Origin of the sequence: Gemmobacter nectariphilus DSM 15620 (assembly GCF_000429765.1) — a bacterium.
GTDB lineage: Bacteria > Pseudomonadota > Alphaproteobacteria > Rhodobacterales > Rhodobacteraceae > Wagnerdoeblera > Wagnerdoeblera nectariphila.
Map to the genome: position 1 here is coordinate 105574 of NZ_AUCM01000007.1, position 23938 is coordinate 129511.

Annotated in this window: 10 protein-coding genes; 4 read left to right on the forward strand and 6 right to left on the reverse strand. The window is 65.3% G+C overall.

What is annotated here, in order from left to right; translation table 11 throughout:
- The first annotated feature begins 38 nt into the window (after window positions 1-38).
- Both groEL and G481_RS0108700 read left to right on the forward strand, forming a co-directional pair.
- The gene (groEL, locus tag G481_RS0108695) at window positions 39-1673 is read left to right on the forward strand and encodes a molecular chaperone GroEL (RefSeq protein ID WP_028029695.1); all 1635 of its coding nucleotides are present in this window, start codon (window positions 39-41) and stop codon (window positions 1671-1673) included.
- A gap of 19 nt (window positions 1674-1692) precedes the next feature.
- Complete coding sequence (locus tag G481_RS0108700) at window positions 1693-2448, forward strand: SDR family NAD(P)-dependent oxidoreductase (RefSeq protein ID WP_028029696.1); 756 nt, start codon at window positions 1693-1695, stop codon at window positions 2446-2448.
- 87 nt (window positions 2449-2535) lie between these two features.
- Here the strand turns inward: G481_RS0108700 and G481_RS0108705 are convergent, their stop codons facing one another.
- The 3 genes from G481_RS0108705 to G481_RS0108715 form a co-directional block, all read right to left on the reverse strand.
- Window positions 2536-4554 carry a sigma-54-dependent Fis family transcriptional regulator gene (locus G481_RS0108705; protein ID WP_245594942.1) on the reverse strand — a complete coding sequence of 673 codons (2019 nt, stop codon included), beginning with the start codon at window positions 4552-4554 and terminating at the stop codon, window positions 2536-2538.
- 122 nt (window positions 4555-4676) lie between these two features.
- A complete protein-coding gene (locus tag G481_RS0108710) occupies window positions 4677-5174 on the reverse strand; it encodes a hypothetical protein (RefSeq protein WP_028029698.1) in 498 nt (165 codons plus the stop codon).
- Between the two features lie 206 nt (window positions 5175-5380).
- Complete coding sequence (locus G481_RS0108715; RefSeq protein WP_028029699.1) at window positions 5381-6316, reverse strand: LysR substrate-binding domain-containing protein; 936 nt, start codon at window positions 6314-6316, stop codon at window positions 5381-5383.
- 165 nt (window positions 6317-6481) lie between these two features.
- On the opposite strand from G481_RS0108715, the gene katG reads away from it, so the two are divergent.
- Window positions 6482-8698 (forward strand): catalase/peroxidase HPI, encoded by a 2217-nt coding sequence (gene katG / locus G481_RS0108720; protein ID WP_084450755.1) that lies wholly within the window; start codon window positions 6482-6484, stop codon window positions 8696-8698.
- A gap of 88 nt (window positions 8699-8786) precedes the next feature.
- Here katG and G481_RS0108725 read toward each other — a convergent pair whose 3' ends face one another.
- From G481_RS0108725 to G481_RS0108735, 3 genes are read right to left on the reverse strand one after another with little or no spacing between them, the layout of a single operon-like run.
- Window positions 8787-14624: a DUF3320 domain-containing protein gene (locus G481_RS0108725; protein ID WP_035025616.1), complete on the reverse strand. Its 5838-nt coding sequence runs from the start codon at window positions 14622-14624 to the stop codon at window positions 8787-8789.
- An 18-nt stretch (window positions 14625-14642) separates the two neighbouring features.
- Window positions 14643-18035, reverse strand: coding sequence for an ATP-binding protein (locus G481_RS0108730; protein WP_028029702.1), 3393 nt, complete (start codon window positions 18033-18035; stop codon window positions 14643-14645).
- Window positions 18035-19297: a metallophosphoesterase family protein gene (locus tag G481_RS0108735; RefSeq protein WP_028029703.1), complete on the reverse strand. Its 1263-nt coding sequence runs from the start codon at window positions 19295-19297 to the stop codon at window positions 18035-18037. Before G481_RS0108735 ends, G481_RS0108730 begins: the two co-directional genes overlap by 1 nt.
- Window positions 19298-20027: 730 nt before the next feature.
- On the opposite strand from G481_RS0108735, the gene G481_RS0108740 reads away from it, so the two are divergent.
- A complete protein-coding gene (locus G481_RS0108740; RefSeq protein ID WP_028029704.1) occupies window positions 20028-23903 on the forward strand; it encodes a beta strand repeat-containing protein in 3876 nt (1291 codons plus the stop codon).
- Window positions 23904-23938 lie beyond the last annotated feature (35 nt).

Here is a 23938-nt window from a genome sequence, read left to right on the forward strand (position 1 = left end):
CCGCGCCCCGCGCGTGCGGTGACAAAGGAGGATTATCCATGCCGAACTTTCTGATTCACAATGTCGAGGCCCGCCGTGCCCTGGCCCGTGGCGTCGCCCGTCTGGCCGCCGCGGTAGAACCGACGTTGGGGCCGAAGGGGCTCAATGCGATGATCGACCGGCCGGTGGGCACCCCGCTCATCACGCGGGACGGCGTTTCCATCGCGACCGAGATCGAATTGCCCGACAGGTTCGAGAACATGGGCGCACAGGTGGTGCGCGAAGTGTCGATGCAGACCAACGAGGTCGCGGGGGATGGCACCACCACCGCCATCGTGCTGGCCAATGCGATGATCCAGCAGGGTGTGACCCAGGCCGAACGCGGCGCCCGCACGGTCGATCTGTGCCGGGGCATCGAGCTGGCGGTGGGCCGGGTCGTCGAGGCGCTGAAACGTCAGGCGGTTCCGGTCAAGGACAATCCGCGCCTTCTGGGCGCCGTGGCGAATATCGCGGCAACCGATCCCCGTCTGGGGGAAATCGTTGCCGAGGCGCATTCCCGCGTGGGCGAGGATGGCATCATCACCGCCGACTTTTCGGTGACGGTCGAGACGACGCTGGAAGTGATCGAAGGGATGTCGTTCGAGCGGGGCTATATCTCGCATCACATGGTGACCGATCAGGACGAAATGGAAGCGGTGCTCGACAAGCCGCTGATCCTTCTGACCGACCAGAAGATCCTGCATCCTTCCGTGCTGGACAACGCGCGCGGCATCGCCGAGGCGGAAGGCCGGTCGCTGCTGGTCGTGGCCGAGGAAATCGCGCCCGAAGTCGTGGTCACGCTTCTGGAAGCGGCCCGGCCGGGCAAGTATCTGATCGTGCATCCGCCGGAATACGGCCACTGGCGCAAGGCGCAGATGGATGATCTGGCCATCCTCACCGGCGGCGAGGTTCTGGCCCGCGATCTGGGCAAGAAGATCGAGAATGTCACCCGTGAACAGCTTGGCGCGGCGCGTCAGGTCCGGGCGTCGGCCAACCAGACCACGGTGATCGGCGGCGCGGGTGAACCTGCGGCCATCGCGGCCCGCCGCCTGCAGGTGCAGCGCCAGTATGACATCGCCCCGCCGAACATCGAACAGGACAAGCTGCGCGAACGTCTGGCCAAGCTTTCCGGCGGCACGGCGGTGATCCATGCCGGCGGCCTGACGCCGGTGGAACAGAAACGCAAGATCCAGCTGATCGAGGATTCGCTCCATGCGATCCGGGCTGCGGTGGCAGAAGGCGTGGTTCCGGGCGGCGGTTCTGCCCTTGCCCATGTCGCCCCGGACCTGAATGCGCTGGTGGCCGAAACCTCGGGCGATGTTTCGGTCGGGGTCGAGCTTGTCCGCTCGGTCCTGACCCGCCCGCTGGCCCGCATCGCGATCAACGCAGGCTCTGACCCGAATGCCGTCATCGCCGAGGTGATCCGGTCAGGAAGCGGGCATGGCTTCGATGCCGCACAGGGCCGTTTCCGCGACATGATCGAGGCAGGGATCGTCGATCCCGTGCGGGTTACCTGCTCGGCGCTGGCCAATGCGGCTTCGGTCGCTGCGCTGATCCTGACCACCGAAACCCTGATCGGCCATGTCGAGGAGCACATCGATCCGACCGCCGGTCCGGCGCTTGGCGGCGGGGCCGAACGGCTCGGACGGCAGTGAAATCACAGGAGAGATACCAATGAGCACCCAGAAACTTGCGGGAAAGACGGTAATCGTCTCGGGCGGATCGCGCGGCATAGGGCGGGGCATCGCCCTCGCCCTTGCGGCAGAGGGCGCGGATATCGCCTTCTGCCATTTCCGCGATGACGCGCGTGCAAAGGAAACGGCCGCCGCCATCGCCGCTCTGGGCCGCAAGGTCCATGCCGCCGAATGCGACGTCTCGTCGGTTGCGGCCATCCACGCCTTCTATGCCGGGGCCAGGGCCGCCTTGGGCGAGATCGACATTCTGATCAACAATGCCGGGCACAATATCACCGAGGCTTTCGAGGATATCACCGAGGCCAGCTTTGACCGGATGCTGGATGTCCATGTGAAGGGCACCTTCTTCATGGCGCAGACCGTCTATCGCGACATGAAGAAGCGCGGCAGCGGCAGGATCATCAACATCACCTCGCAACTGGCCTACAAGGGCGCGCCCACGCTGACGCATTACTGCGCGGCGAAGGGGGCAAACGCGACCTTTACCCGCGCGCTGGCGCTGGAATGCGCCGGGACGGGTGTGCTGGTGAATGCGGTGGCGCCAGGCGTGACCAATACCGATCTGCTGACGCCGCTGTCACAGGAGCTTCTGGATACGCTCAAGGCTGCGATCCCGCTGGGCCGTTTCGCCGAGGTGGACGAGATCACCCCGGCAGCGGTGCTTCTGGCCTCGCCCGAAGGGGCCTTCTTCCATGGCACCTGCATTTCGCCCAATGGTGGCGAGGTCATGTTCTGATCCGCACCAGACGGCCGATCAAGACAGACGGTGCGAAGGTCACCCTTCGCACCGTCTGGTCATTTCCAGGCTTGCAAGGACCGCACGCTAGCCGTAGCTGCGTTTGATCCCGTAGATCTTCAGCTTGCGATACAGCGTCGGGCGGGAAATCCCCAGAACGGCGGCAACGCGGGTCAGATTGCCCTGCTCGGCCGCCAGCGCGCGGCGGATCGCCTGTTCTTCCATATCGGTCAGGTTGGGCGGCAGATCGGGTTCTTGCGGCGCGGTCACACTGCCCTGCGCCACCGCGGCGGGTGCCAGAAGGGCCGGGGGCAGATCCGCCTCTGTCACGACCCCGTCCGACACCACCAGATGCAACCTTTCGAACAGGTTGCGCATTTCCCGCACATTGCCGGGCCAGCCATAGGCGCCAAGCCGTGCCGCCACCTCCTCCGACAGCACCAGCGGTTCGCGCCGCATCTTGGTGGCCACGGCCCGGTTGAAATGGTCCGCCAGCGCCGCAATGTCACAGGGACGTTCCCGCAGCGGCGGCACCTCGATCGTCATGGCGCCGATCCGGTAGTAAAGGTCGCGGCGGAAGCGGCCGGCCTCGACCTCCTGGCCCAGATCGCGGTTGGTCATCGCCACAAGCTGCACATCGACCTGCCGCCGCTTTGAACAGCCGATACGGTAAACCGCCCGCTGTTCCAGCACGCGCAGCAGATAGGGCTGCAATTCAAGCGGCATCTCGCCAATCTCGTCGAGACACAGCACGCCGCCGTCGGCCTGTTCAAACTTGCCCGCCTTGCCCTCGCGCGAGGCCCCGGTGAAGGCCCCCGAGACATGGCCGAACAGCTCCGAGCCGAAGAGATCGGCGGAAATCGCACCACAGTTCACGGTGACGAAAGGCGCGCGGCCCTTGTGCGCGGCCGAGGTATGGATCAGGCGGGCGAAAAGCTCTTTCCCCGCGCCGGTTTCCCCCTGAATCAGCACCGGAGAGCCTGCGGCGGCAGTGCGGCGCGCCAGATCGACCGCTTTCACGAATTTCGGGGACTGCCCGATCATCAGCAATTCGTCCCGTTCCGCCCCCGCACGCGGCGGGATGCGGAACGGCTCTGCCGCGACGGCGAGTGCGCAGCGTCGGGGCGGCAGGATCAGTGCCGCCCCGCTGAATTCGCCGTCCAGAAACAGCCTGCTGATGCCGCTGGGTTGCAGATGCGGCGGGATGGCGCGCGCGATGTCCTGATCGCTCATCGTGCCGGTCAACGCGATGAATTGCTGCCCGAGGGTCAAGCCCGGCGGGTTCGACGTCTTTGGCACGCTGGCCGGAAAGCGGTGATACATCACTCGCCCGATACGGTCGAGGATGACGACGGCGTCGCGGCTGCTGCGGGTCGGGCCGCTGTCAAGGAACGCCTCCAGCAGCCGGGTGCGGCGCATTTCCTGCCTCTCGGCCAGGCTGGATTCGATCTCGCGGGCAACGGCCGCAATCATGGCGACGTTGTGCGGGCGAAAGATGCTGGGCGGGCCGGACAGATCCACCGCGCCGATGATGCGCTGGTCCACGGGGTCGCGGATCGGTGCCGCGGCGCAGGTCCAGGCCTTGATGCCCTGGCAGAAATGTTCCGATGCATGCACGACGGTCGGCCGCCCCGAACGGATCGCCGTGCCGATGCCGTTCGTGCCGATGGCGGATTCGTCCCATTTGCCGCCACGGACCAGATGGATGCTGCGCGCCGCATCATGCGTGCGCAGATCGCCGATCTGATCCAGAACCAGCCCCTCGGCATCGGTCAGGATCAGCAGCGCATTGGCCTCGGACAGCAACGGGCCGATCTTTTCGAACGGATGCCGGGCCGCCGCGCGCAGTTCGGAATTCTTCTGGCGCGCCTCCTCCAGCCGCTCCTCCGTCTCGTCCAGCGGTGCCAGTTCGGCGGTGGCGTCGATGCCGGATGCCAGACTGCGGGACCAGGATTCAAGGATCTCGCGCCGCACGCCCGAGGTGCGTATGGGGTCCAGTTCCTTGAAGGTCAGAAAATCCTCCCAGGCGCGCATCGTGGCGCGCTGGTCAAGCCAGTCCTCGAACATGCCGGTCCGGGTATGAAATCCCGTTGCCAGATCGGTCATGCAGTTCCTCCCAAAGGGCTGGGGCGCGGATTTCGCCCTTGCTGACGCACGAAGTCACGATGTGCGGGTGTACGGGGTATCGGCGGGAGGGGATGCGCCCGCTACCGGCGGACGCCGGATTGTCATTGAAAGCCGAGCCGTTCGGATATCTCGCTGGCCAGCAGGCTTTCGGGGCAGGCCTGGTCGATGATCTGGCCATCCAGCTCGCCAATGGCCTCGGTCACATCCTCGGGCAGGGCCGAGAAGAACCCGTTCTCGCGCGATGCCAGCGCGAAGTAGCGCACGTCGTCCTGCCGCCGGATTTCGCCCAGCAGGTGAAGCTGCCGCCCCGACCCGCTGTCATAGGCCACCACACGGTTGTTCACGCTGACCTTGACCCGGATTTCGCCCGAGGCGGTGCCGCCCTGCGCCCGCCCTGCGGTCAGATCGTGGAAGAGCTTGCCATCGGCAGGTGGCGGGGCATTGCTGGCTGCGGCCTTGGCGCGTTTGCCCGCGCTGTAGGCGCCTTGGGTCAGCCGGTCGGCGATCTGGGTGATGGCCCCCTGATTCGCCTGAATCATGCGCCGGGCGCGTTCGTCCTCTCGGCGCGGGCCATCGCGCTTCGAAATAATGTCGACCATGGTCATCCTCCCAATGTCCAGTGATCCATATGTAAATTCAGCATTTCTGTTTTCTTTTCTCCGGCCCTCCCTGCCGGATTCAGACTGCAGAATGCCGCAAGCGGTGTCCGATTTTGTCGGGTTCTGCCGCTTCTGTGGATCAAAGCTACAATGCAGATGTCACATTCATCAAGCATTTCCGCGCGACCGGCAACGCGCGACCGGCCTCAGCGCCGCCAGCCCGGCAAGGTGGTGAGCCCGCTTGCCTGCCGCGCCGCCAGTCCGCAGTGCCGCACCACCTCGGCGATCTGGAGAAGCTGCGCCTCGATCCCACTGGAGCGTCGCCAGACCATGCCGATTGTCCGCACCGGCTGTGGGTCGCGGAAGCGCGCGACCGAGACGGCGGCGGACCGCGTTTCGATCGGCACTGCCATTTCGGGGATCAGAGTCACGCCGGTTCCAACCCCCACCATCTGCACCAGCGTAGACAGCGAGCTGCCGTCCAGCATCTCGCGCGGCTGGGTCGAAGGCATGTCGCAGAAGGACAGCGCCTGATCCCGAAAACAATGCCCCTCTTCGAGCAGCAGCAGGCGCATCTCGCGCAGCATGTCGCGGCTGGGCACCGGCCTGTCAGCATCCGCAATCTGCCGGATCAGCACGAACCGTTCGGTGAACAGCGACACTTCGGTCAGCGCCGGTTCGGAGACCGGCAGCGCAAGGATGGCGGCGTCGATCCTGCCCTCGTTCAGTTCCTCGATCAGGCGCGAGGTCATGGTTTCGCGCAGTATGGGCATCAGGCCGGGGAATTGCTGGGACAGCCGGGTGATGACCGCAGGCAGCAGATACGGCGCAATGGTCGGGATCACGCCAAGCCGCAGCTTGCCTGCCGGTTGACCGGCTGCCGCGCGCGCCAGATCATCCAGATCGTCGACAATGGCCAGCATGGCTTGGGCGCGGGTCAGGAACATCTCGCCAAAGGCAGTCAGCCGGATCTGTCGCGGTCCCCGCTCCAGCAGGGGGGATCCGGCCATTTCCTCCAGTTCCCTGATCTGCATGGACAAGGCGGGCTGTGTCACGGCGCAGGCTTCCGCCGCGCGCCCGAAGGTGCGGTGGCGGGCAAGCGCCTCGAAATAGCGTATCTGCTTCAGTGTCAGGCCCCGCATCAGGAAACCTTATATCAGGGATAAGAATATTCAAGTTTCCCTTACGGTGATCCATAGCTAGAATGATTCCAGATTGAGGGGCCTGCGGGAGGTCCGGGCATCCAGCCCGGAAGCGGTCGCCCAATTGATGGCTGATCGCCAACCGCCGATCCTGGGAGGAAAATCATGGACGGAAATACCCCCGCCGGGCGCTGCCCGGTGATGCATCACGGCTTGCCGCAGACCACGCTGGGCGGGCGCGGCAACAAGGACTGGTGGCCGAACCAGCTCAACCTGTCGATCCTGCATCAGCACAGCCCCAAATCAGACCCGATGGGCGCGGATTTCGACTATCGCGCAGAGTTCCGGAAGCTTGATTATGACGGGCTGAAGAAGGATCTGGCGGCGCTGATGACCGACAGCCAGGACTGGTGGCCAGCCGACTGGGGCCACTACGGCGGCTTCATGATCCGCATGGCCTGGCATGCGGCGGGCACCTATCGCACCGCCGACGGGCGGGGCGGCGGCTCGACCGGCAACCAGCGGTTCGCGCCGCTGAACTCCTGGCCGGACAACGGCAATCTGGACAAGGCCCGCCGCCTGTTGTGGCCGATCAAGCAGAAATACGGCAACCGGATTTCCTGGGCCGATCTGATGCTGCTGGCAGGCAATGTCGCGATGGAGACCATGGGGTTCAAGACCTTTGGTTTTGCCGGGGGCAGGGCCGACATCTGGGCGCCCGAGGAAGACATCTACTGGGGGCCGGAAGGCGAATGGCTTGCCACGTCGGACAAACCGAGCAGCCGCTATTCGGGCGAGCGGGATCTGGCGAACCCGCTGGCCGCCGTGCAGATGGGGCTCATCTACGTCAACCCGCAGGGACCGGATGGCAACCCCGATCCCGTCGCCTCGGGCCGTGATGTGCGCGAGACCTTTGGCCGAATGGCGATGAACGACGAGGAAACGGTCGCGCTGGTGGCCGGGGGCCATACTTTCGGCAAGGCCCATGGCGCGGGCGATCCGGCGCTGGTCGGGCCCGAACCGGAAGGCGGCGCCATCGAGGCGCAGGGCTTTGGCTGGATCAACAGCTTCGGCACGGGCAAGGGTATCCACACCACGACTTCGGGCTTTGAAGGGGCGTGGAAGCCCAATCCGACGACCTGGGACAACGGCTATTTCGACATGCTGTTCGGCTATGAGTGGGAACAGGTGAAAAGCCCGGCCGGGGCGATCCAGTGGCGGGCCAAGGATGTGCGTCCGGAACACATGATCCCCGATGCGCATGATCCCGCGATCCGGCATGCACCCTTCATGACCACGGCGGATCTGTCGCTGCGCTTCGATCCCATCTACGAACCCATCGCGCGCCGGTTCCACCAGAACCCCGACCAGTTCGCCGATGCCTTTGCCCGTGCCTGGTTCAAGCTGCTGCATCGCGATCTTGGTCCGAAGGCGCTGTATCTTGGCCCGGAAGCCCCGACCGAGGATCTGATCTGGCAAGACCCGATTCCGGCGCGGGATCACGCGCTGATCGACGCGGCCGACATCGCCGACCTGAAAGCGCGGATTCTGGCGACCGACCTGAGCATCGGTGAACTGGTGGCGACGGCCTGGGCCTCCGCCTCGACCTTCCGCGGCTCTGACAAGCGCGGCGGCGCCAATGGCGCGCGCATCCGCCTTGCCCCGCAAAAGGACTGGGAGGTCAACCAGCCCGCGCAGCTTGCCCGCGTTCTTGCCGTGCTGGAAGGTGTGCAGGCCGCCTTCAATGCCGCCCAGACCGGCGGCAAGAAGGTCTCTCTGGCCGATCTGATCGTGCTGGGCGGCTCTGCCGCTGTCGAGGCCGCCGCTCTGGCCGCGGGGCAGCCGGTCAGCGTGCCGTTCACGCCGGGCCGGATGGATGCCACCGAGGCGCAGACCGATGCCGCCAGCTTCGATCCGCTGGAGCCGCAGGCCGACGGGTTCCGCAACTATTCCAAGGGCAGTTTCCGCACCGCGCCCGAGGAAATGCTGGTGGATCGCGCCCAGCTTCTGACGCTCAGCGCGCCGGAAATGACCGTGCTTGTCGGCGGGCTGCGGGTGCTTGGCGCCAATCACAACGGCTCTGCCGACGGGGTGTTGACGGGGCGCAAGGGGCAGCTGACGAATGACTTCTTCGTCAACCTGCTCGACATGGCGGTCGAATGGCGCAGCGCCAACGCCGATCAGACGCGTTTCGAGGGCCGGGATCGCAAGACCGGCGACCTGCGCTGGACCGGCACACGCGCAGATCTGGTCTTCGGATCGAACTCGCAACTGCGGGCACTGTCCGAAGTCTATGCCCAGTCCGACAATGCCGCGAAATTCGTGGCCGATTTCGTCGCGGCCTGGGCCAAGGTGATGGAACTGGATCTGTTCGCGGCCTGATCCACGCCATCACCCCGGTCCTCATCGTGTCGCCTCTGGACTACCCAAGCGCAAGGCGCATCGGTGAGGACCTTGCCCAGCCCCGGGATCATGACCGGGACGCCGCCAAAGCATCACGCCATGCACGGCAGGAGCCGAGATATTCTCGTGCGTCCTTGCTCAGGCGCGCAATGCCCGCAAGGCGCGCCAGTTCGAGATCCGGATCCTCGGCCGCAGATATCTTCGCAAGGTTGCGGTCAACAAGATCCGCGATTTCAGCACGGGAAATTTCTCGGATCGCGCGATCGTTCATTCCCCTGAACGGCACTCGGTCCCGAACGGTGCCGCTGGCCCAGAGGAAACGGTTCTCGGCTTCCTCGGTTGTGTCGAACGCGCCCTGCAAGGCAGCGACCCGCGCCTGGATGCGGGCGCCGGTGCGCTGCCATCCGTGGAGCTGGGAAATGCGCCGTGCAAGCGATGCCTCTGTCATTGGTCCTTCGCTGGCAATCACCGTCTTCATCAGCGCAAGCAATTCAGACGTATAGCTGTCTTCGAAGAAGCGGTCAGCGTCGGGGGTGGTCGGGCCCGTGGCCACGCTTGCAGGCGCCGCCGCTGCGCTGTGATCAGGCCCGGCCGCGAACAACGGCGCGGTTTCTGGTGCCGGTTCGCCAGCGATGCTTTCCGAAGTGGCGGAAACGTCATCGACCTCGATCACAGGAGCGGCCTCGGGTACCGGGGCTTCCGGCGGCTCGGGGGTCTCGTCGGCGGGGGCGATCTGGGCGCGCCGGGCACGGTCGGCTTCCAGGATCTGGGTCAAGCTGGCGTCGATACGTTGTAGCGTGGCCTGCGGCGCGCGGAACCAGTCGGTCGACCAGATCCGCAGGATCGACCAGCCAAGCCCTTCGAGAACGGCCTGACGGATGCGATCCCGGTCGCGTGCCGTCGCCGAGGAATGATAGCGCGCGCCATCGCATTCCACGCCCGCAAGCCAGGCTCCGGCATGATCGGGATGCCGCACGCCAAGGTCGATGCGGAACCCGGACACGCCGATCTGGCTGTGAACCTCCCAGCCTTTCGCCGCCAGTGCATCGCGCACCGCCTCTTCGAAGGGGGAATCCGCCGGGCCGACCGAGCCGCTGTCCTGTCCCGCAAGGGCAACCGCCCCCCGGCCTGCGAAATCGAGAAAGGCCTTGAGGTCTGCGACACCCCGCGCCCGCGTTCGTGTCATGTCGATCTGATCGGCGGCGATAGAGGCAAAGACATGCAGTTCGGCCCGTGCGCGGGTGACGGCCACGTTCAGGCGCTTCTCGCCGCCATCCTTGTTCATTGCGCCGAAGTTCATGGTGATCTTGCCCGCCTGATCGGGGCCGAAGGTGATCGAGAACAGCATGACGTCGCGCTCGTCACCCTGGATGTTCTCGAGGTTCTTGACGATCAGCGGCTCTTCCCGGTCGTCCGAGAAGAACCATTCGAAATCCGGGTTCGCCTTGCGCTCGGCATCCAGCAGATCAAGGATCAGGCCTTGTTGCTGCGCGTTGAAGGTGATGACCCCCAGCGTCGGGCGATCATCCTCGGGGCGTTTCAGCCATTCTGTCAGGCGTTTGCGGATGAAGGCCGTGATGGCGCGGGCCTCGTCGGGGTTGGTCGAACCTTTCGCACGCTGATAGGTGCCGTTCACGTTGTGCAGCTGCACCGCCTCGCCCGATGCATCGGGCGATGGAAAGGTGACCAGCCCGCCATCATAGTAAAAGTGGTTCGAGAAGGCGATCAGCGCCTCGTCCCGGCTGCGATAGTGCCAGTTCAGGCGATGCGTCGGAATGCCTGCGGCCGCAACCTCGTCAAGGATCGAGGGCATGTCTTTCTCGAACTCGGCAAGTTCCGCGCCGTCATCGGCCCCGTCCTCGCTGCGGCCAAAGAAATTGGTCGGCGGCAATTGCTTGGGGTCGCCCACGATGATCGCCTGGCGGCCGCGCGCAATCGCCCCGATCGCATCCCAGGTCGAGATCTGCGAGGCCTCGTCGAAGATCACCAGATCGAACTGTGCCTGACCGGCCGGCAGATATTGCGCGACCGAAAGCGGCGACATCAGCACACAAGGGGCCAGTTTGGTGAAACTGGTCGGCATGTCGGCAATCAGCGTGCGAATGGCCTTGGTGGGACGTTGCAGCCCAAGCTGATGCCGCAGCCCGCCAAGTTCGGAATTCCGTGGAACCGCATCGCGCACCGGCAGGTCATTGCCCAGCCGCCGCATGACCTCGGCCGAGGCAAGGTCGGCCATCGCATCGTCCAGTTCGCGGAACCGGCGGATCAGCGCATCGTGCTGCCAATGGGCGAACCCGCGCAAGACCGGCTCGGCGTCCATCGCCAGACGCAGCCACCACGCCATATAGGCCCGCTCGAAGGCAACGGCGGTGTCGGGGATTTCCGCCTTTTCCTCCAGTGCCGTGACCAAGGGCGCGAGACCTGCGCCGATCGCCTGTGCCCGTGTCTCGCGCCATTTCAGCCAATCGCCAAATCGGTGCTGCTGATCCTCAAGCCCGGCAAGAAGTTCCTCGCCACCCGGGGGAAGGGCGCCGCCCAGATCGGCAAAGGCGGCATGTGCCGTGCGCTCGGCACTGTCAGCCTGAATGACCGCCTGGAGCAACGGGGCGAAACTGCCGCCCGAGGCCCGAGACAGTTCGGCCCGCTGCGCCTCCAGCTGCGCCTGGGGAAATCCGGCGGCGCGCAAATGGCGCTCCAGTTCCAGGAAACGGGCCGCTGCATCCAGTTCCGCGCGGATGCGGGCGACATCGGTCCCTTCATCGGCAAAGCCCGGCAAGGACCGGAGAGCCGAGGCCGCAATGTCCTGCCGTGCGCGCCGAAGCTGCCTCAGCGCGGGCAGATCCCGCGCCGGGTCCGCCGCGCCGGAGCTTGCATAGCTTTGCAGCAGCTTGCGCAGCTTGTTCTGGGCCATTCCGGCAAAGGGCCATGCCTTGCCCTGGGCCTCGCGCCATTGCAATTCCAGCCCATCAAGCGGCATGTCCGCCAACCCGTCGTCAGGGTAGCTGGCAGACAGCGCCGCCCGCGCCTTCGCCGCGCGGTCAAGGGCGGCGATCAGATCGTCAAGATCAGCCTGTGCTGCCGCAGGGTCGCGCAGCGCCGCCGCACTGATGCCGGGCTTGTCCAGCCGCTGGGCGGCAAGCCAGGACAGGGCCGCAGCAATGTCCGGTGAACCGGCTTCGGCAGGCGACAGGCCAAGCTGCCCGGCCAAGGCCTGCCGCGCCGCCAGGACCGCACGCCGCGCCGCCCGCAGTGCCTTGGCGCTGGCCAGATAGCTGTCCTGCCAGCCATAGGACCATTCGCCATGATCCAGCAGCGCAAGCGGCCCTGCCGGGTCTATACCCGCGACAATCCGATGGCGCTGACCCAGATCGCCCGCAAGGGCGCGCAACCGATGCCAGCTTGCGGCATCATGGCTGTCCTTGTTGTCGAATTGCAGCGTAAAGCCGGGGGCAGGCCCGGCGCATCTGCCGATCGCCTGATAGACACTGAAACCCTGGGTGCCGGGCCGGTGCAGTGCATCGACATAGGCGTTCAACTGGTCGCGCGTCAGGCGCAAATCTTCGGAAACGCGCACCCACTCTTCTGCCTTGGCAGCGCTGGCCCGATCCCAGGATCGGCCAAGCTGGGTCAGCACGCTTTTGCGATCCGCCTTGTTGGAATGCAGTTCCAGAACGGCATGGCCAAGACCATGGCGTTCCAGCCTGCGATGCACCACGTCCAGAGCGGCGGATTTTTCAGCCACGAACAGCACGGTGCGGCCACGGCCCAGCTGATCGGCGATGATGTTGGTGATCGTCTGGCTCTTGCCTGTGCCTGGCGGGCCGATCAGCACGAAATCGCGCCCTTCCGCGGCAGCGAGCACCGCGGCAAGCTGCGAGCTGTCAGCCGGTAGCGGCGCCAGCAGATCGCCCGGCGCATGTTTGCGGTCAATATCCGACGGATGCGGCATAGGCGACCTTGCGCCTTCGAAAGCCTCGGTCGGGTTGTCGAGCAGATGGGCGACCATCCGGCTTTCACGCAGGGCCTCCGTGCGATCCACCAGATCCTTCCACATGAGGTATTTCGCAAAGGAAAAGGTGGAAAGCGCGAATTCCTCGACGATCTCGAACCCCGGAACGTCACGCACGCGCTGCCGCAGGATTTCCATGATGCGCGGAATGTCGAGACCGCTTTCGTCGCGGGGCAGCTCTGCTTCCAGTTCGGGAAGGCGCAGCTCGAAATCGCGTTTCAGCATTTCCAGCAGCGTCGAGTTGATCCGCACTTCGTCTTCCAGCTGACTCAGCCGGAATTCGGACTGGGCCGAGCGCCGTTCCAGCCTGACCGGCAGCAGCAGAAGCGGCGCGCGATAGGATCGGCTGTCCCCTTCCGATCGCTTCCAGCGCAGGAACCCGACGGCAAGGAACAAGGTGTTCGTCCCGCCCTCGGCCATATCGCTGCGCGCCTTGCGATATAGCTCGGTCAGGCGGTTCGTCATCTCGCGCGCGGTCAAAGGCACGGCGATCTGACCGCGCGACAGGGCATCGCGGGCCAGCCCCAGTTCGATCTGCCGGGCCTCGTCGGCGGACAAATCCCGTCCCGCAACCGCATTCTCGTCCTTCAGCGCCAGCAGGCGAAAGGTTTCACCATTGGCAAGGCGATCTTCGGCACCGGAGATGTCGGGGCAGATCATGGCGACAGCCCCGCGCGTATCGCGGAAGTTCAAAAGCCTGTTGCCAAGCGACAGATCAAGCAGCTTGCGCTGCCAGCGTTCCACGCGTCCCAGAGGCGTTGCAGGCGTCTCGTCCGCCAGTTCGCCGGGCAGAAGCCCAAGATCCAGCGGGCGCGGCAAGGCCGCCGGGGTCGCCGCGATCTGTTCGGTGGCCGCTTCCTGAACGCGGTGACTTGCCAGCGGCCGGATGCGCGCGGCGCGGGCGCGGTTGATATCGACGGCCTGGATGAATTCGGTTTCGCGCGCCTCTGACAGAAGGTCACGGCCGGCCTGCACGGCTTCTTCGAACCCGATGCTGGGGCGCCTGGTCAGGAATGTTGTCTCCAGCGTCACGAATTCACGCGCGACGACAGCTTTGCGCACCGTGACCACGTCGGGTTCCACCAGACGGCCGAAATCCTTCTGGACCAGCCAGACCCCGACCCAGGCATGCCCATGCGAGAACAGCACCGCCGTGTTGAGACCAGCCGCCTCATAGGCCGCAGCCAGCAAAAGCGTGCTGTCAAGACACGTGGCAAGACCCTCTGACACGATCCGCTCGGGGTCGCGGATCTTTTGTCCGATCCGTTCGAACGAGGCGGGGGGAACGGCATAGGTCAGCCCAAGCCCTGTTGCGGCCGACCAGATCGCGCCGGCCAGCATCCAGACCCGCAGCGGATCGCCGGACTGATAGCCATTCATCGCGCCGGAATGGCCTGCGGCCTCCAGAAGGCGCGCGGCATCCTTCAGGATGCGGGCGATGGCAGGCTGGTTGGGCGAGACAAAGGCCGCCAGGATATTGTCCATCTCGGCCAGCCCGCCCCATTCGTCGCGGGCGAGCATCTCGATCCGATGGGCCGAGGCGATATCGTCCACCCCATGCGCGGTCAGCCGGAATTCGATCTGCCCGATTTCCGCCTCGTCCAGCCCGCCCAGCAGCACGGTATCAAGCGGGGTTTCAAGATCGGTCAGGTGCAGCGTGGTTCCTGCGGGAATGCGGTCGATCGTCCAGGTCTTTTCCCGAACGATCGCAGGATTGGCAGCAAGGGTAAGCCGGATGTTTTCCACAGGCTCGGCAGTGCCATTCTCGAGCCCAAGACGCTTGATGACCGCGACGCCGTTTTGTGCCGTAGCAAAATTCACCTTGGTCGCCAGAACCGGATGCAGGATCAGACCGGCCTTTTCCGGTGCGGTCACGGCGGACACTTCATCTGGCATGATCGGCACTTTCAGAAATTACAGGTCAACAATGTTTGCTTCCGGGCAGACGGACCGGGCGATGTCGCAAAGATGGCGATGGTGGGTCAGATAGATCACCTGACCCACGCGCGACATGTCGGCCAACAAGGCGAAGGCCGCGCCCGAACGATCATCGTCGAAGGTTTCCATGATGTCGTCGGCAATGAAGGGCACTGTCGGGCGGCTTTGGGCCAGTTCGTGATAGCCCGCGATGCGCAGCGCCAGGTAAAGCTGGAATCGTGTGCCTTTTGACAGATCGGCAGCCAGTTTTGCGCCGTCCTCGGACGCGATGGCGACCAGAACCTCCTGGGTGCCGTCAGGTTGCGCCGCAAGGCCGGAATAGGCGCCCCGGCTGAGGCGGCTGAAGGCCTGTGACGCCCGGGTCAGCATGGCGCTGCGATGCTGATCGCGATAGCGCCGCAAACCGGCCTCAAGCGCGATCAGGCCAAAGCGACCGGCCAGATGCGACTCGGCCCGCTCGCGGATTTCCAGCAGCAGATTCTCGCGCGTGGCTGCGATACGGGCCAGCGCATCATCGCCCCCCACCGCCTCGATCCGGCGCTTGGCGTCCAGATGGGCGGCAAGGCGGGTTTCGGTGTCAGTGCGCAGGATTTGCAGATCCGTCTTCAGATCGGCGATTTTCTGACGAATTGCCCCGCTATCCTCGCCCTCGGCCGGGGCGGGGCGGTCGCGCAGATCATCGTCAAGGGCGGCGATGCTGTCGCGCAGGGTCGCGGCCTCGCGACAGCGCGCTATGTGATCGGCCAGATCGCCATTGGCCTCGGACCAGCCAAGGCTGCTGCCAATCGCTGCGGCCTCGACCTTGCGGGCCTCCAGCGTGCGGCGGTCTTCGGTGTCTTGCTGGTGTTCCTGTGCGATCTGCCGGGCAAGGGCGTCGTGGTCGCGGGCGGCGTCTTGCGCGCGGCGCAGTCGGGTCAGCACATCGGCCCAGGAAACACCCTCGTCCAGGGTCAGCATGTGCACGATGGCGGCTTTTGCTTCGACAAAGCGGCGCCGATTGGCTTCCATCTTGTCGATGCGGTCGGTCAGCGCGGCGGCAGTCTGATAGTCAGAGCCAAGCCGATCAAGAAGGTCCAGAACAGTCCCAAGGCCCGGATCATCATCGGCATGTCCGGCAAGAATGCTGTCTTGGCTGGCCGCAGCCCAGTCTTGCCGCCAGGCATCAAGGGCCGCATCGGCGTCGGCCTGTGCTTGCCTGCGCTCACGCAGGTCAGAGGCCAGCGACACCAGCCGTTGCCGCGCCTCACGGCGGCGTTCCGAAGCCTCGATCCGGGCGACCGCGCCGGCAAGCAGGGTCTCGAAGGGTTCGGGGGGATCGGCGGGGGACTTTCGAAGCGCCGCGCCAAGCGCGTGGATCGCGGCCTCTTGCGCGTCCTTGCAGCGGGTGAATGCGGTTTCAGCATCGCGCAGCGCCGTGCGCTCGGTCAGGGCCGCGATCCGCAGATCAAGCCAGGCCTTCAGATCAGAAAGCGTGCCACCGGACAGGCCGACGGCCGCACTGGCGCCCTCGATTTCGGCCTGAACGGTGCGCTGCGCCATCAGGGCCGCGTCAAGCCTGGCCTCGGCGGTCGCCAGCCGGGCGGCTGCGGTTTCATGGGTCGAGCGATCCAGCGCCTCGCGCCGCGCCTCGGCCATGGCCTCTGCGAGCACTGCGGAAATCCTGTCATCCTCGCGCAGCGCCTGTTCAAAGCGGCGGGCGCTGGCGGCGGAAAGTTCGGCAAGATGCGCGGCCCACAGCGCCTCGCGGGTGCTGCGCGCGTTTGCAGCATCGGCCAGGGTCAGGCCGCTTGCCGCCTGCGCCGCACCGCGCCCGGCAGCTTCGGAGTGCAGGCGGCCCATCTCTGCGCGCAGCGCGGCGGCATCGCGGCGCGCATCGAGGTCCTGCTGACGGGCCGTCTCTTGCGCCTGCTCCCAGTCGCGGATCTGCCAGCCGGGAGGAACGGCCAGCGCAGCCAGACTGTCACCATCCCCGGTCCAGGGCGCCAGGGCTGCAAGCGCGCTGTCCAGCCGGCTGCGGGCCTGATCCCGGTCGCGCCGCGCGCGGGCCAGCGCATCGGCCGGGTCCTGGGCCCTTAGCCGGGCGACAAGTGCCGTCAGCGCGGCTTCATCCTCGGCGGGGCCAGGATCGCCCAGGCGGTCCCGCTCGCGTTCCAGCTCTGCGGCCGTCTTGGCGGTTTCAGCGGCGGCGGTCGTGGCCTTGCTTGTCAGGCCCGATCGCGCCGTCAACAGCGCGCGAAGCGCCGATATCCGCGCACCGGGCAGACACAGATCCGCGGGTCTTGCGCCCTGCTGCCCAAGCTGCGCAAGCAGTGCCGTCACCCGCGCATCTGCTGCCAGAGCCTCGTCCCGGCGGCGCGGCAGATCCTTGACTGCGGTGTCATGTTCGGGCCGCAGCGCTTCGGCCGCGTCGATGGCGGGCGCTTGTGTCAGGACAGCCGGATCCGCGGTCAGCGCGGCCCGCTGTTCCTCCAGCCCCTCAAGCCGCAGGGCGCGGTCGCGGATGCGCGAGGTCAGATCGCGCTGGTCGTTCTCGATCTGCGCGAACCGTGCCTGCACGTCTGGCGCGGCATCGGGCAGGTGCTGCAAGGGGGCAAGCCGCTCTTGCAGCCTGGACAGTTGCGCCAGTAGCGGCAGGGTTCCGGCGATCTCTTGCAGCCTGTCGAGATCGGTCTGGGCCGCCTCTTCGCGGCCACGAGAGTCGCGCCACTGCTGTTCTGCGGCATGTGCTTCGCGGACCAGCTTTTGCAGGGCACCGGCAGACACTTCCAGCTCGCGGCGCTGCCTGTCCAGATCTGCCAGCTGCTTTTTCGCATCATAGAGCCAGCCGCTTCGCTTGCCGCTGCGGTGAAACCCGTCGAGCCCGGCGCGCAAGGCTTCAAGCTGGGGCGCAAGGCCGGAAAGACCGGCGCTGGCCGAAAACAGCATCTCGCCCAGATCGCCACGGCTGGCCAGGATGCTGTCGCCGCCCTTTTCCAGCGTCTCGTCATCAAGCGAGAACATCGCCGAATAGCCATCGCGCGACAGCCCACCCAGAACCGCCTGCAAGGTGGCCTCGGGCAAGGCCGCATCGTGCGCGTCCACAAGGCTGGCGCTGTTGCGTTTCAGCCGTTTGACATCCAGCGCAGTGCCCGCGTGGGTCAGCCGGGCGCCAATCTGCATCGTGGGGCCAGGATGGCGAAAATCATATCTTGTGCGCGTGGGAATGCCGAACAGCAGATCCAGCCACGACGAGAACAGAGTGGACTTTCCCGCCTCGTTGGGGCCGAAGACGATATGCAGATCCGGCGCGCCCGGGGCGGGCTGCGCAAAGGAAAGGCTGCGGTCTGTAAAGCGGCCGTATCGTGTCAGATCAAGGCGCTCCAGCCGCATCACGGGCCCTCGTTCAAGGTCAGACCGGCCAGGACCATGGGCCCGCCGCGTGCAAGCAGATCCTGGCATGTCCGGGTCAGTTCGGCCTCATCCTGCCCCAGCAGGTCGCGCAACTCGGGGGGGAGATCGCGCAGCATTTCTTGCGCGGCAGCCCGGACTGCGGCCGACAAGGCAGGATCTTGCGGCAAGTCCCGCAACACCGCTTGCACCAGTTCGGCAGGCAGATGGGTGCCCGCCGATGCGATCGTGTCGCCCCCTTCCGACACATCCAGCTCCAGCTTGTCGATCCAGACCCCCGCGGCCGCTGCAAAGGCGCGCGCTTCCTCTGTCAGGCGGTCAAGGTCGCGGGCAATCCGCCAGGCGAGTGGCGTTGCGCCGCGCAGGACGGGGCGGATCACAAGATGATCCTCGGTGCGCGCGGTCTGACCGGCCTGGCGGATCGCACGGTCAAGCGATGCCAGCAGATCCGTCCAGTCGGCAATCCCGGTGCAGTCCAGGTCGATCCGGTCAAAACGCAGGCAGGCCACCGTGCGCTGTTCCAGCGTGACCGTCCGGTCGTCCGCAACCGCGACCAGCGTCACCGACGCGGGCCCGGCTTCCCCGATGTCACGGCCCTGCGGAATGCCAGGCATGACAATCGTGGCGCGTCCGATATGTTCGGCACGTCGATGGATATGGCCAAGCGCCCAGTAGTCATAGCCATGGGCCTCCAGGTCCGCGAGGCTGCAGGGCGCATAGTTGTCGTGGCCGGGGCTACCATTCAGGCTGGTATGCATCATGCCGATGTTGAACGCGCCTGCCTTTGGCGCCGGATAGCGCGGCAGCAGCGAGTCCGGGGCATGGGCGTCGCGAAAGCTCAGCCCATGGATGGCAATGCGCTGACCCTCCACGTCCAGTTCCACAGTCGAAGGCCGCCCGCCAAAGAGATGGGCGTTGTCCGGCAATTCCAGCTCGCCAGTCTGGCGCGCAAGGGCATCATGGTTGCCGCGAATGATGAAGCAGCGGATACCCGCCCCCTTTAATCTCAGCAATTCCTGCTTCAGGAAACGCGGGGTCTTGGTCGAACTATATGCGCCATCCCAAAGATCGCCCGCGATCAGCAGAAATGCGACAGCTTCGTCAATGCACAGGTCCACGATACGGGAAAAGGCGCTGCGCGATGCCACTCCGACCTGATGCGCCAGATCAGGATCCCGCAGGGCAATTGCCTTCAACGGAGCATCAAGATGAAGATCGGCCGTGTGAATGAAACGAATGCCCAAATGACTTGCCCAAACAGCGTCTGCATCCGCGACTATGGGGCGACCCACGGCCCCCGGCAAGTCTCCATTTGGTTGAATTTGGGGGACGGCCTTTGCGGGTTTCGGGTCTGCCATGGAAATCGGCCCGAAGGATCAGGTTCGCAAGACAGCTGCCGTTGCCATGCCATGGCGCCATCCAACAGTGTCCAGCCTGTCGCATTGGGTTATGTCGCGGAAAAGTTGTGCCAGTCGCGATCCCGGGTGCAGCTGTGCTGCCCGCCTCAGGGTCGGGGCCCATCATTCGATGGTGAGCCCCGGGTCTGAGAGCTTCAAGCCCCGAAGTGACGGGGGTCATGATGAGCAACCCTTTCTGGCAGACCGACGAGGAAATGGAGCGGTTCATCCGAAGCCCCATGGCAAGTCCCGCACATACGATCGACGCGTGTTGAGCGGCACGTCACAGGGTCAGAAAACCGCCCGGGGGACTGCTTTCCCGAAGACGCTCTAGAGCCGCGGCAAGCTGTGGGGTGACAGGCGACGCGCAATGCCTGTGACGATGATCGCAGGGCAATCAATCCCCGATATCGGGGGCGGACCACATGGGTCGCGGCGACGAACCCGCCCTGCCATAATTACCTTGATTTACCGGAAGGGCGGAGGAGATAATTCCAACTGCGAAACAAATCTCGCTGATGCATATTTTACAATTACAGATTGCAGCTATGCGAGACATTCAATTTTGGGATGTATCATGGCGACTATTTACGGCACTACGCAGAATGACACGATCTTTGGCTCGTCGCCCAACGACCTTTTTTACGGGGCGGGTGGACAGGACGTTCTGTATGGCGGCGATGGCAACGACACGCTGTATGGCGGTGACGGCGCGGATACGCTGTATGGCGATGGTGGCAACGACTACCTGGACGGCGATGCAGGTATCAACCTGCTGTCGGGCGGCGATGGCGATGACACTCTGATCAGTCGGTCCAGTGCCGATACGCTGGACGGCGGGGCGGGGGATGACATAGGCCAACTCGTCCGCACCAGCGGCTCCAGCGCCTTGACCTTCACCCTGCTGGCACCGGACCTGGTCTCGACTGCCTCGGATGGCACGTCGCTGACCGGGATCGAGCGGCTCTTTGTGGATGGCACCGGCTTTGGCGACAATGTGACCGGCGGCGATGGCGCGGATGTGCTGTATGGCAATGGTGGGAACGACACGCTGAATGGCGCTGGTGGGAGCGATGAGTTGTATGGCGGCGCCGGCGAGGACGCGCTGTATGGCGGGGAAGACGCGGATTGGCTTTATGGTCACGATGGCAACGACAGCCTGTATGGGGACGGCGGAAACGACTACCTGAATGGCGGCAGCGGCGACGACACGCAGTATGGCGGCGATGGCGCGGATGTGGTGTATGGCGATATTGGTAACGATAGCCTGTATGGCGATGACGGGAACGATCAGCTGAACGGCGGGTCGGGCAACAACCTGATGTCGGGCGGCGATGGCAATGACGCGCTGATCAGCCGGTCCGACGCCGGTGTTGATACGCTCGACGGCGGGGCCGGCGATGACCTTGGTCTTATACAACGCGTCAACGGCTCCAGCGCCTTCACCTTCACCCTGCTGGCATCGGATCAGGTGTCGATTGCTTCGGATGGCACCTCGCTGACCGGGATCGAGCGGATCCAGGTGGAGGGCACCGGCTTTGGCGACAATGTGACCGGCGGCGATGGCACGGATACGCTGTATGGCTATGGTGGAAACGATACGCTGAATGGCGGCGGCGGGAATGATAACCTGATCGGCCACGAGGGTGCGGATGCGCTGGGTGGCGGTGACGGCGCGGATACGCTGTATGGCGATGTCGGGAACGATAGCCTGTATGGCGATGGTGGGAACGATAGCCTGTTTGGCGGGTCGGGCAACAACCTGCTGTCGGGCGGCGACGGCAATGACACTCTGGTGAGCGATTACAACGCCGAAGTCGATACGCTGGACGGTGGGGCCGGGGACGACATAGGCCAACTCGTCCGCACCAGCGGCTCCAGCGCCTTGACCTTCACCTTGCTGGCATCGGACGTGGTATCGACTGCCTCGGATGGCACCTCACTGACCGGGATCGAGCGGATCTATGTGCAGGGCACCGGCTTTGGCGACAATGTGACCGGCGGCGATGGCGCGGATACGCAATATGGCGGCGTTGGCAACGACACGCTGAATGGCGGTGGCGGGAACGACTATCTGGACGGTGGGCCGGGCAACAACCTGCTGTCGGGCGGTGATGGCATTGATACCCTGTTCAGCCAGTCCGTCGACGGGGGCGATACGCTCGACGGTGGGGCCGGGGACGACATAGGCAATCTATTCCGCTACAATGGTTCCAGCGCCTTGACCTTCACCCTGCTGGCACCAGATCTGGTATCGACCGCCTCGGATGGCACCTCGCTGACCGGGATTGAGCGGATCTATGTGCAGGGCACCGGCTTCGGCGACAATGTGACAGGCGGCGATGGCACGGATACGCTGTATGGCTATGGTGGAAGCGATACGCTGAATGGCGGCGGAGGAAGCGACCTCCTGTATGGCGGCGATGGCGACGATACGCTGATCGTCGGCACCTCGGGCAACGACATGGTCTATGGTGGCGCCGGGGCGGATACGGCCCTGATTGCCGGCGCGCAGACCAGCTATACTGTCACGACCAACGGCGGCGAAACCGTGTGGCTGACCCACAAGACGACCGGGCGTCAGATTACGCTGAACAGCGTCGAGACGATCACCTTCCTGAATACCGCCCCCGAAACCGGGACCGTGGTGCTGACCGCCTCGAACGAGGACACCCCCCGGCTGATCACCGAGGCCGAGCTGCTGGCGCTGGCCTCGGATGCCGAGGGCGACACGCTGACGGTCAGCGATCTGGTCGCCAGCTCGGGCACGCTCAGCGCGGCTGGCCCGGGCAGCTGGACCTTTACCCCCGACGCCGACGGCGACATCGACGTCAGCTTCACCTATGTCATCTCGGACGGTGACGAGACGGTCGCCGGATCGGCCAGCCTCGAGCTGCTGGAAACACTGGCGAGCGAAGGCGACGACTGGCTGCGGATCCGTGCCGGCACAACCGTTCTGGACGGGCTGGGCGGGTCGGATACGCTCGACCTCGGGCGTGCAGGCGCTACGGGTGCGGCTGTCGATCTGGATATGGGCCTGGGGTTTTCGAACCTGACCGGGATATTCCAGCTTCAGAATTTCGAGAACCTGCAGGGTTCGATCGGGAATGACGCCCTGTTCGGTGATGCTGGCAACAATACGTTCTATGCCACCGAGGGCGCGGATACGATCGACGGGCGCGGCGGCTCGGATACCATTGACCTTTCTGCCGTGACGACCGGGGTCGTGGTCGATCTGGCCGGCGGAACCGCCAGCTTTGGAACCAGCCTCAGCACGCTTCTTGCGATCGAGAACGTGAAGTCAGGCAGTGGCAACGATACCGTTTTCAGCGCGGCAAGCGACAACCGGATCGAGACCGGCGATGGCGATGACATCATCGCCTATACCGACGGCAGCCTTGCGGCGGATGACAGCATCGATGGCGGCGCGGGGTCGGATACGATCTCGTTCGACGGCACGTCGGGCACGCTGGTGCTGGGCGCCGATGTGACCGGGGTCGAGGTCGTCAGCATCTCGGGCGGCGACGATGTCGGGATCGATGCATCGGCAACGCGCGAGGCGCTGACCATCCTGGGCGGCACCGGGGCCAACACGCTGACCGGCACGGCGCTTGCCGACAGCCTGAATGGCGGCGACGGCGATGACACGCTGATCGGCGGCGCGGGCGACGATACGCTGGATGGCGGCGCGGGCCATGACACCGCCGATTACAGCGGTGCCACCGGCGCCGTGCTGGTCAACCTGCAGCTGGGCACGGCCTTTGGCATCGATATCGGCAACGACACGCTGCTGAACATCGAGGCGGTGATCGGCGGCACCGGCAATGACACGCTGGACGGCGCCTCGGGCCGTGACCGTCTCTTTGGTCTGGATGGCGACGACGTGCTTTACGGCGGGTCGTGGGGCGATCTGCTGAATGGCGGGGCGGGGGCCGATACGCTGTATGGTGGCAACGGCAACGACAAGCTGGATGGTCGCAATGGCAATGACCTGCTGGATGGTGGGTTCGGGACCGATACGCTGTATGGCGGCAACGGGGCCGACACGCTGGACGGCGGCGGCGGCAATGACCTGCTGGATGGGGGCGCGGGCAATGATGTGCTGTTCGGTGGCGACGGCAGCGACACGCTGGATGGCGGCCTGGGCCGGGATACGCTGACCGGCGGTGCGGGGGCCGATACCTTCGTGCTGAACGTGCCGGCCGGAAGCTATGGCGGGCAGCCGCGGATGGTCATCACCGACTTCGAACAGGGCATCGACCAGATCGACCTGTCGGCGCTGGCGCTGAGCTTTGTCGGAACTGCGGCCTTCTCGGCCACCGGAGCAGCCGAACTGCGCTATGTGACCGGCAACGACCGGCTGGTCGTCGACTTCGACGGTGACGGCTCGGTGGACTATCGCATCCAGCTGTCTTCGGGCGTCGAGATCCTGGCGAGCGATCTGATCTTGTAACAGCGCGGCGGGCGGCCCAGGCCGCCCCCTGCCAG